The sequence below is a fragment of the Corynebacterium sp. Marseille-P4321 genome (assembly GCF_903645305.1).
In the GTDB taxonomy this organism is placed as follows: Bacteria; Actinomycetota; Actinomycetes; order Mycobacteriales; family Mycobacteriaceae; genus Corynebacterium.
In genome coordinates this window covers 527,940-538,227 of record NZ_CAHJXO010000003.1, presented here as the reverse complement: position 1 = coordinate 538,227, position 10,288 = coordinate 527,940, and the positions used below count along the sequence as shown (strand labels likewise).

The 10,288-nt window shown below is 59.3% G+C and carries 5 protein-coding genes and 2 tRNA genes; 4 read left to right on the top strand and 3 right to left on the bottom strand.

Translation table 11 applies throughout. The features are described 5' to 3' along the window. The coding region (locus tag HWX32_RS10840; RefSeq protein WP_175935851.1) for a hypothetical protein at positions 1–206 on the top strand (206 nt) is incomplete at its 5' end. A 624-nt stretch (positions 207–830) separates the two neighbouring features. Here the strand turns inward: HWX32_RS10840 and HWX32_RS10835 are convergent. The 3 genes from HWX32_RS10835 to HWX32_RS10825 form a co-directional block, all read right to left on the bottom strand. Further along, positions 831–2,561: an RNA-binding domain-containing protein gene (locus HWX32_RS10835; RefSeq protein ID WP_175935850.1), complete on the bottom strand. Its 1,731-nt coding sequence runs from the start codon at positions 2,559–2,561 to the stop codon at positions 831–833. 225 nt (positions 2,562–2,786) lie between these two features. Then, a tRNA-Ala gene (locus HWX32_RS10830) sits at positions 2,787–2,859 on the bottom strand. A 28-nt stretch (positions 2,860–2,887) separates the two neighbouring features. Further along, a tRNA-Ile gene (locus tag HWX32_RS10825) sits at positions 2,888–2,961 on the bottom strand. A gap of 125 nt (positions 2,962–3,086) precedes the next feature. On the opposite strand from HWX32_RS10825, the gene HWX32_RS10820 reads away from it, so the two are divergent. The 3 genes from HWX32_RS10820 (at position 3,087) to HWX32_RS10810 (ending at position 10,275) form a co-directional block, all read left to right on the top strand. Continuing rightward, a complete protein-coding gene (locus HWX32_RS10820; RefSeq protein WP_254868407.1) occupies positions 3,087–3,977 on the top strand; it encodes a phytoene/squalene synthase family protein in 891 nt (296 codons plus the stop codon). Then, positions 3,974–5,512 carry a phytoene desaturase family protein gene (gene crtI, locus HWX32_RS10815; protein ID WP_303049154.1) on the top strand — a complete coding sequence of 513 codons (1,539 nt, stop codon included), beginning with the start codon at positions 3,974–3,976 and terminating at the stop codon, positions 5,510–5,512. Before HWX32_RS10820 ends, crtI begins: the two co-directional genes overlap by 4 nt. Positions 5,513–5,904: 392 nt before the next feature. Continuing rightward, positions 5,905–10,275 (top strand): hypothetical protein, encoded by a 4,371-nt coding sequence (locus HWX32_RS10810; RefSeq protein ID WP_175935849.1) that lies wholly within the window; start codon positions 5,905–5,907, stop codon positions 10,273–10,275. Positions 10,276–10,288 lie beyond the last annotated feature (13 nt).

Sequence of the window (10,288 nt, the reverse complement as noted above, 5' to 3'; positions counted from 1 at the left end):
CCAACAACCAGGCCAACAACCAGGCCAACACCCAGGCCGGCAACACCGCGAACCAGGTCGTCGACCAGGCAGCGAAGCAGATCGAGAAGGCGAAGAACGAGGTCGAAAACGGCGGCGAAGTCAACATCGCAGCCATCATCATCCCCGTCATCATCGCCCTCATCGCAGCCATCGGCGCGGCAGGCTTCGCCCTCGCAAACAACTAACCCAACAACCCAAACAAGGCGGCCACCGAAAACCCCGGTGACCGCCTTCCTTGTATTCGTGCCCTATTCCGCATTGCGGAGTCGTAGGTAGCCACCCACTACTCCGCAATGCGGAGTGGTCGAGTCCGCAATCGCCGCGGGCGTGGGCCTCACATCGACGCCGAGTCTGATACGCCGATTCCGGCACGCCGATTCCAGCGCCTCAATCCGGTGAACTCGACGTGCCGAACTCCACCTCTGCAAAGCCACTTCCTCAGGAGCGTCCGCATCATAGTGCCGCGGCCGAGTTCCGCGCTCGCTCAGGCGCTTCGGCATACAACCGCCGACTCGGTCATCTCGGTGACTAATCTCTTGGCGATCGCCGAATCGGGCGGTAAAGCGCTATATCCACAAGGCGTTCTTTCCCAGAAGGGTCAAGAGCAACGCTCTTGTTGAAGATGAGACCAGAAGCGAAGACCGCAATTCGGCGAAGACCAACCATTCGGGACGACTCAAGAACGGCAATCTCGTTTCGCACAGATTCCCACTATTCAGCAAACTGAGAACCAAAGTGTCAAACTGGGAATGAAAGTGCGACTTTCAAGGTGCCGTGTCAAAGCTCCATCCGCGCTTAGAATCCGACTTCTAAGCGCGGCTATAGACCGTGGCCTTCTTCCCCTGGCCTCCGACCATGACCACGTATCCCCCTGCGAGGAGCGGATCAAGTGCGTAACGGACCTGCGCAGGCGACAAATTCGTCCTATCCTGCAGTTCCTTCATCGTCATTGATCCGTTCGTGCCAATCGCTCCATAAACTCTAGGAACGTTCTTTCCTAAGGACCGCAAGAGCTGCTCGTCCGCACTCTTAAGACTCGCCTTACCGTCAGAACGGGTCTTCTCTCCGACGACGTAATAGACGCCGTCTTCGTAATCCAGAAACTCGTTGTCCGAGAGCTGATCGAGCATCCGCTTGCATGCCCTCTCACCCAACGGGGTATACGTCTGCACGATGCGCTGCAGCGTAGCTCCGCCCTGGTTATGTAGGTTTACCAGTAGGTCTTCCTCAATCGGAATGAGGCGCCGATTTCGTCGTCGTTGTAGATCCTCGAGCCATTGATTCTCGTTCTCATTGAAACGTGAACCGCGGGGAAATAACACTTTGAACGTGACGCCATTATCGATGAAGTGCGGCTTGGGTAATCGCGCCTCCCTCGTAGCAGTGAGAATCTCTTGAATTCCGCCGCCCTCACCCTCGATGACGCGCTCTCCATCCGGTGTCTTCAGATACCGGGCAATCTCGTAGAGTCGCTTGTTTACAGGGGCTTTAGTCAACTCCGGACCTTCCAGTTGGGATGCGGATAATCCGCGCAAGCCACCCGGGCTGACCACCACAAGCATTTTCTCCGTTATTCGGATCTCCACTTTCTTGCCCACTTCCACGGACGGCCCCAGATCCCGATGAACCAGCGCATTCGCCAGTACCTCTCGGATAGCCGACGGCGGAAATTCTGGTTCGTCGACAAGATGGCCGCTCTCCGTGTACCTGCTCACTGTGTCCGTGTTTTGCCTGATCCAGTACATGATCTCCGCAAGCATCTCCGGCAGTGGTCCCTCGATCTCTTTGAGATTTTTATGGCGGCCCTTTCCGTCACCTCGAGCCAATCTCACCGCCACAGTTGCACCGAGAGCAGGTTCAACTGACTGCGGCAGGTAACCGAGCCCATATAGACCTCCGAAACGGAGATTGCCTTGGTTGTCGGTTACGTTGGCAATTTGGAGCAGCTGTGAGTCATCGTCAATCCTGGATAGCCGGGTTCTGGACTGGCGCACCGATTCGATAAAAGCCCTAAGCACCTCGCCATCGAGCACACTGATGTCAGTCCCATGGACAATCTGGAAGTCGAAGTGCGTCTGCTGGCTAGCCGTCAGCGCAGAGAGTTCCATCATCTTTAGGTCGTTGGAGTTCATCTGGTAGTCGCCGTCAGCCTGACGCAGGTATGCCTTGTTTTTGAACCTTGCCGGTTTCTCTGTAGGAATCAACGGTGTGACTTCCACGACCACGACGTGCTTTCCGTCAATCATGTGGTGAAAAAACTCGAGCTGCGGGGCTGGTTTCACTGAAGAACGGTTGACTGACGCGATCGCTTTCTGCATCTCCGCTGGATTGTCAACACCGGTGACTGCAAAACCTTTACGCTCGCTAACGCCAAGAATGATCGCGCCAGCCTGTGGCATGTTGGCGAATGCGCATAGCGTCTCTCCGATGTTTTCCGGAAGGCCTCCTGCCGCGGTTTTACATTCCACAAGAGTCGTGTCGTCCCCGAATACACGGAGCTCTCTGATTATTTCCGCAAGCCGTGCGGCATCCCAACTCATGATGAGCAGTCTAGATCCACTTTCACACTTTATCTACCTGCTTATTTACAGTCTTAGCGATAAACTACGAATTAAAGTGTGAAACAATTAGCAGTTTTACACTTCGATTTAGCAATTTGGGACTTTGCACACGGCTACGTGTGCCCACCAAACAGCCCGTCACCCCCAGAGGACCCACCCAAAACAAAACCCTCCAGCCGTGAGCTGAAGGGTTTTGTAGTCCTGTGGAGCATAGGAGAATCGAACTCCTGACATCCTGCTTGCAAAGCAGGTGCTCTACCAACTGAGCTAATGCCCCGGATGTTCCGGATTGTTCCAGAACATTGTGGGCCTAGCAAGAATCGAACTTGCGACCTCATCGTTATCAGCGATGCGCTCTAACCGACTGAGCTATAGGCCCTTGGAACGAATAAGGATATTACAGAGCATGCGTTGCACCACCAAATCGCCAGCGCACACGCTTTATTCACTATTAGAAGCACCGTCTACGAAACTTGCAAATTCCGTAACCGTATACTCCCCAGCATGACCCAGCAGCACGGCCGGGGCGCGCTCGCCCGCTTCGACGCGATGGCGGATAGGGCGGCGGCCCAGGTGATTGAGGAGTACAGCACCAGCTTCTCTTTCGCCGCCCGCTTGCTCGCCCCCGGGGTGCGCCGGGACATCCGCAATCTGTACGCGATGGTGCGCATTGCGGATGAGCTTGTCGACGGCGCCGCGTCTCATGCCCACGAGGATCCCGAGGCGCACCTCGCCGCCTATGAGGAACAGGTGCTGCACGCCCCGTTTCACCGACTGCATACGGACCCGGTGCTGCACGCCTATGCGCAAACGTACCGCCGCTGCGGGTTTGAGCAGCGCCACATCGAGGCGTTTTTCCGCTCGATGCGCCGGGACCTGAGCGATGCGCCGCACGACAAGGCGAGTTTCGACGAGTACGTGTACGGCTCCGCCGAGGTCATCGGCCTGCTGTGCCTCGCGGTGTTCTTGCGCGGCGAGGAGCCTACGCCGCAGGACCGGGAGACGATGGAGGCGGGCGCCCGGGCGTTGGGTGCTGCGTTTCAGAAGGTGAACTTCCTGCGCGATCTTGGCGAGGACGCCGCGAAGTTGGGCCGCGCGTACTTCCCGCAGCTCGCGGGCGCGACGCCGGAGGCGCTCACGGAGGCGCTGAAGCGCGAGCTGGTGGCGGACATCCGCGAAGACTTGGACCGAGCGCGCGAGGCGATCCAGTTGCTCCCCACGTCCGCCCGCACCGGCGTTGCGGCCGCGGAGGCACTGTTTCGCGAGCTCACGGAACGCATCGACGCCACGCCCGCGGAGGATCTCACCACGGTGCGCGTGCGGGTGCCGAACGGGAAGAAGGTGGGGTTGGTGGCGGGAGCTGTCGTGAAGCAAATGCGAGGAGGACGCGCGTGAAGGCGACCGTAATCGGCGCCGGGGTGGCGGGGATGGCCACCGCGGCGCTGTTGGCGCGCGAGGGCTTCGAGGTCACGGTGCTCGAGCGGTTGGGCACGTACGGGGGGCGTGCGGGCAGTGAGCTTATCGACGGCTTCCGCTTCGACACCGGCCCCAGCTGGTACCTCATGCCCGATGCCTTCGACCACTTCTTCGCCCTGTTCGGCAAACGGACCGAGGACGTCCTCGACCTGCGCCCCCTCACGCCGGCGTACCGTCTCTTCCCGCAAGCGCACACTCCAGTGGACGTACCCTCGGGCCGCGACGAGGCGGCCGCGCTGTTCGAATCCATCGAGCCCGGCGCCGGCGCCCAGCTCCACGCCTACCTGGATACCGCCCGGGAGGCGTACGACCTCGCGCTCGAGAATTTCCTCTACACCAACTTCAACGCCGTCAAGCCGCTGCTCGGCGTTCGCAGGCACCTGGGCAAGCTTGCGCGCTACCTCACCCTGCCGCTGGATAGCTTCGTGGCCAGCCGTTTTTCCGACGTGTGCCTACGCCAGATGCTCACGTATCCCGCGGTGTTTCTTTCCTCGCATCCGCACCGCACGCCGAGTTTGTATCACCTGCTCAGCCACACCGACCTTGTGCAGGGCGTGCAGTACCCGCAGGGTGGGTTCAAGGCAGTGATGGACGCGCTGTACGCGCTCGCGGTGGAGCAGGGGGTGCGCTTCGAGTTCGGGGCCGAGGCGGGCGCCATCATGTTTGAGGGGGGCAGGGCCACGGGCGTTTCGCTTATCGACGGCTCCGCTGTGCCATCCGACATCACCATCTCCTGCGCCGATTTACACCACACGGAGACCCGCCTGCTGCCGAAGGCGAAGCGCACCTACGACGAGACGTGGTTCGCCCCGCGCGACCCCGGCCTGGGCACGGTACTGGTGATGCTTGGCGTGCGCGATAAGCTGCCGCAGCTTGCCCACCACAACCTGCTCTTCTCCCGCGACTGGGCACCGGACTTCGACGCCGTGTTTGACGGGCCCGTGGCGTCGCGCCCCCTCGGTGCTTCGCAGTCGATCTACGTGTCCAAGCCGAGCGCCACAGACCCGTCCGTTGCCCCCGAGGGCTGCGAGAACCTCTTCGTCCTCGTCCCGGTGCCGGCTGCCGAGGACATCGGACACGGCGACATGTACGGCGGTGAGGCCTCGCCGCAGGTGCAGCGCATCGCCGACGCCGCCGTGGCGCAGGTGGCCAGCTGGTGCGGCGTGCCCGATCTTTCCGAGCGCATACTGGTGCGCAAGACGCTCGGCCCCGCCGACTTCGCCGGCCGCTACCACGCGTGGTCGGGCGGCGCGATCGGGCCGGCGCACACCCTGCGCGGCTCTGCATTCCTGCGCGGCTCCAACGCGTCGCGGAAGCTGGACGGCCTGTACTACGCCGGCGCCACCACCACCCCTGGAGTCGGCGTGCCGATGTGCCTCATCTCTGCGGAGAACGTGCTCAAGCGCGTCCGCGGCGACCGCTCCGCCGGGCCGCTGCCGGAACCGCTCGACTGATTGTGCGCTGGCTCCGTTCGCGGGCTAGAGTGTCGAGCGTTTGCTTCGCTCACGCCAAGGCAATCCAGAGCTATGACGGATCGCACACGGGGGGTTTTCTGAGCTAAACCTATGTGAATGCCACCAGTGGTGTTCAACAATCCGTTCGTTTGTGGCGAAAATCACCTTGGTATTTTCTGGAATTTTAATGGACAAACTTCAAGGTCACGGACATCTATTTGACACCTTTCGCAGATAGCAGGCCGTTTTCAGCGAAATTGACGACATCTCAACTATGCGTTTAGCGCTTTGTGCGGTTGAATAACTGTTCAACAGTTTCGGGACGTGTGTTCAGGCGGTCCCCAGGCTGCTTCGAACATCTCCTCCGACTTCTTGAACAAAGGATTGAGCCGTTGAAGAACGTGAACTTGAAGAAGCGCATCATGGCCACCGTGGTCTCCACCGCAGTGGCCTTTGGTGGCGCCGCGGTGGTTGCACCCGCCGCAGACGCGGATGTCCGCATCACCAGCCAGTACTCCCAGCTCTCGGACGACGCGACGCAGGCTGCGATTAGCTACAACAAAACGCGCACCCTGCGTCAAGACGGGGGACAGCTTCAAACCGCGTATGGCCCGGGCTGGTGCATCGACGCGGCCCTCGACGAGCCGCAGATGCACACCAGCTACCAGGTACGCCGTCTGGATGGTGCCTCTGGTCTCTACGGTTTCAACCCGATCACCGGAGGAAATCCGAAGATTGATCCGGAGCTTGAGCAGGCAGCCATCAACGTGACGAAGTTGATGATCGATGACTACAACGCCAACAGGATGGCAGACGCCAAGAAAAAGAACCTTGTTCTCCAAGCCCTGGTTTCCAACAATCAAGAGATTCTGAACCAGATTCGCGGCTACTTGAAGGGCGAGGTGAAGCCCGGAACTTACGGCTTCGGGTGGGCCCGTAAGCCAGCAAAAGTGAGCTACCAGGATTTCGTGAAATGGACCGGCTTCGAGATTCAGGCGCAGCAGCGCAACGTCATCGGCCAGTCTGACTACTTCCTGAAGAAGAACTCTGCCGCTTTCTCTCAGATGCAGAAGAACGTCAACCCGGGTGAGTACGTCACGGTGCTCGTGCCAACGACGTATAACCTCAACCAGGACATGATGTCCGCGAAGACAAACCAGCGCATCATTATCGTTGCGCAACCGGGTCTTGATAACTACGACCCGAAGGTGATCCGGGAAGTTATCACGACGACGGCTAAGCAGCCACCGGTCACCACTACGAAGATTGTTCAGGCGCCAGATAAGACCGTCACTCAGACCGTGACTGTGCGTCCGACGGAAACTGTGGGGACGACCGTACGTCCGGCAGATAAGACCGTGACTGTGACTACGCGCCCGACGGTTACTTTGCCACAACGCGTCCAACCGGTTTTGGAGAAAACCGTCACCGAAACGCAGCCGAACGTGACGGTCACCGAGACGAGGCGCCCGGACGTGACTACCGTTACCGACCGGACCTCTTGGCAGCGGACGACGGAGACGACCACGGTCACCGAGCCGCAGCGCACGATCACGATCGAAGAAGAACAGCCAGTAGTGGTGACCAAGACGGTCACCGAGCAACCGACCGAGATCGTCGAGGGCGCGACTCGGACTGCGTACGTGACCGAGACCGCAGAACCTGTCACAGAGTACGTGCGAACGACCGCCGCACCGCGGACCGAGTACAAGACGGTTACCGCCACGCCGGAAACCAAGGTTGTTGAGACGACTGTGACGTCTACTAACCGCCAGGTGGTTGAGCGCACAAAGACGGTGGAACGCCACCGCCGTCACTACAGTTACGCTCTCGCATTCTCGGGTAACGACAAGTCTCAGTCGATCGAGGTCCCGCACCTGAACAACTGGCGCATCGAGTTCGTCGATGACTCCAACGGCCTGGTCAAGGTTGAGAAGGTTATTCAAGGCGACCGAGAGATCCTCCAGATCACCCCGCAGCGAGAGGGCCGTGGCGACGTCCGAATTGTCATTGTTGACAATGAAGGCAACCGCAACGAGTACGTCATCAACGTGGTGAACGAGAAGACCGAGAAGGTCACGGTTAACGACGTTACGGTGAACAACCACTACTTCAACGTAGGTGTCGGAAACCTCGATCAGACCATCACCGTCCCCGCCGGCTGGGACTACGAGGTAAACGGCCCGGGCACCCTGGAAAAGATCGCTGGCTCTTCAAACCAGTACAAGGTGAAGCTGAACGAGGGCCTTACCCAGGGCAAGCTCGAGGTAAAGGTCTTTGAGAAGGTCAACGGCAAGGCGACCGGTTCCGAGAACAACTACATCTTCCTGGTCGACACGCGTTCCGACCGCGCGACGCAAACTCGCATCATCGGCAACTTCAACTCCTACAAGCTGGATATTTCGGGTGTTGAGGAGGAGCCGCAGATCGTTTCCGGCCAGGACAAGATCGAAAAGATTGAGAAGCGTGGCGACTTCTGGGTCATCACTCCGAAGCAGGGCGAGACCGGCGACGTGGTGATCAAGGCCGTGGACAACACCGGCAAGGTGTTCACCTACACGCTGAAGATTCAGCCGGGCACCAACGTTCTCGTTGACGTGGAAACGCACAAGATCAACGAACGTGATTCGGTAGAGATCCGCGGTGGAGCGGGCTTCACGAAGGAAATCGTGAGCCAGTCCGGTGAATGGGCGTGGGAAGACACCGCGAACGGCTGGAAGGTTACCAACAAGGTAAACGGCTCCCTAGTGGTCAACGTGTACGCGCCGGACGAGAACGCACAGGATGGCCGCATCCTGGTGGGCACTTACACCATCGTCGCGGGTCCCATTGGGTCCAACTACGAGACCATCAAGGCCACCCGCGAGGTGCTGGACCGCAACACCATCACCTTGAGGCGCGGCACTGCTGGCAATCGCTTTGAGATCAAGGAGGGTGAGGACCTCTTCACCTACACCGTGGATGAGAAGGGTGACTGGATCGTCCGCCCGGTTCCTGGCACCAACGGCACAATCAAGATCAGCGAGTTCTTCAACAATGTCGAGCTGATCGAGTACACGATCAAGGTCACTGAGGGTGCAGTTAAAGAAGATGTGAAGAACGTGAAGTCTTCCTTCAGCGTCACCGTAAGTGGCAAGATTCGCGTCACAGAGGGCGAAGAGCTGCTTGCTAGCGACCCGCAGAACGGCCAGCTCAAGTTCGTCGATGGGGCTAACGGTCGGGTCGTAGTCGAGGTGCTGAACTCCCGCGATCTGCCGGACCAGCGCTTCGTCTTCAACATCACCCCGGGGGAGCCTCGCGAGGAGAGCTTCACCCTCACCCCGAAGTCCGAGTCCTCCATTTCCCTGAACTCGTCGAACTTCACCTTTGAGGTGCAGGGTGACGATGTGCTGCAGGTGGTCCGAAACAACGACACCCTCAACATCACCCCGAAGAAGGGTGCAACCGGTACCGCGACCGTCGTGATCAAGGACGAGAACGGCACGGTTATCGAGCGTTACACCTACACGGTTGTTCCGGGTAAGGGCGGGGATAACACCGCGACTTCTTCCACCTACAAGATCACCACCGACGGTAAGTTCACCATCACCCGCCTGAACAACAACCCGATCCAGATTGTGGACGGCGAACAGTGGGTGGAGCTTAAGCAAGACGACAACACGTGGGAGCTCAAGCCCACCGGGCCCGACGCCGCAGGTAAGACTGTGACGGTTGTGGAGACTCGCGGGGACGTTGTGGTGAGGCGCTACACCCTCGAGATTGTCGAGCAGCCGGAGCCGCTCAAATTCGAGGAAATCCGTACAATCCTGTACACGGACATCAAGGATCAGATTGAATACGGCCCCAAGGAGACCTACAAGGTTATCCGCGGCAACGACCTCGTCACCGTTAAGGAGACGGCCAAGGGCAAGCTCGAAATTTCCGCCAACCCCGGCAAGAGCGGTTTCGCTACTATCGAGATCCGCGACCCAGAGGGCAACCCGGTGCGAGTTGTCGAGGTCACCGTTCCAGATGCGCTCGAAGGCGTCCCGCCGGCACCTCAGCCGAGCATTGTGAAGAACCCCGATCCCAATCGTCCCGGCACCTACCTGGTTGATTTCAAGGGCGGTTCCAACAACGTTGAGATCAACATCTGCACGGGTGACAACTCCTGCTCGTTGGTTCCGGCGTCGGACCTCACCGAACTTGGGGACAACAAGATCGTGGTGGACCCGCGCGGTAAAGGCGACAAGATCCAGGTTGTCCCGATCGACAACGGCGTGTACAAGCTCGACGAGAAAATCGAGATTGTGATCGAGCGCGGCAGCGAGACCAATGGTTCCAGCGAACTCGACGGGGCGTGTATCGCTTCCCTGGTCGGCCTTTCCGCTCCGCTACTTCTTCTGATTCCTGTCGGAATTCTGTCGCAGGTTCAGATTCCGGGTCTTGAGGGCGTGTCGGCGCAGATTAACCAGGCAATCCGCGAGGCCAACGACTACATTCAGCGTGGCCTGGGTATCTACGACCGCGATCGAGCGGAGCGCGCCGCTCGGGCACAGGGTGCCTTCCAAGTCGCTAATCCTGAAATGATTGGTTTGGCGGCAGGATCCCTGGGTGTCATCCTCGGTGGTCTGCTGCTGGTAGACACCGTTCTCCGTAACTGTGGCAAGGAAGAAGCAAGCTCTTCCTACCAGCTCGGGAAAGCCACCGGCAGTGAGTTTCTGATTAACGGATCCTCCGGATCCGATTCAAAGCCGTCCACCTCCGCTCAGGCGGGCAAGTAAGACTTCGAATTTC

What these genes read in the sequence shown, in the direction of transcription:
- HWX32_RS10820 (WP_254868407.1), top strand. Translation starts at nt 3,087, where the DNA reads ATGACCCAGCAGCACGGCCGGGGCGCGCTCGCCCGCTTCGACGCGATG.
- HWX32_RS10835 (WP_175935850.1), bottom strand. Translation starts at nt 2,561, where the DNA reads ATGAGTTGGGATGCCGCACGGCTTGCGGAAATAATCAGAGAGCTCCGT.